Source organism: Blautia sp. MSK.20.85, assembly GCF_013317245.1.
Classification (GTDB): domain Bacteria; phylum Bacillota; class Clostridia; order Lachnospirales; family Lachnospiraceae; genus Blautia_A.
On sequence record NZ_JAAIUN010000105.1, the window covers coordinates 1 to 482 of the forward strand.

Annotated in this window: 1 protein-coding gene; it reads right to left on the minus strand. The window is 42.5% G+C overall.

The window, feature by feature from the left end; translation table 11 throughout:
* The coding region (locus G5B12_RS17100) for an MSCRAMM family protein (protein WP_174088972.1) at positions 1-482 on the minus strand (482 nt) is incomplete at both ends.

Genomic DNA, 482 nt, shown 5'->3' on the forward strand with positions numbered 1-482 from the left:
AGTTTTTCGATATAGTGTGCTTCCTCTGTGGAAGTCCAGCTCTCTACTACCTGATCATCCTCATCGAGAATCGTCAGTTTCGCACCTGGAATCTCAGTTTCTCCTGTGATATCAGTCTTACTGATCTCTACTTTTGTCACATCATCTTTCATCTCATGCTTCTGAACCTCTGCTGTATTCTCTACTGTGAAAGTAATACTTTCTGCAGTGACATATCCATCTGCCGGTTTTGTCTCTGTCATGGTGTATTTCTTACCAACAACCAGTTCTTTGATCACATGGGATTCTTCCGTAGAAGTCCATTCATCTACTGTATTGCCATCTGAATCCGTTACTTTCAGGTGTGCACCTGGAAGTTCTTTACCTGTTGTCAGGTCTGTTTTGGACAGCTCCACTGTGGTTGGCTGATTTTCAAAAGTAAAGTCGTAGCTTACTTCTGCCTGGTCTTCTCCGGCATATTCAAAGGTAAATTCCTGTACTTC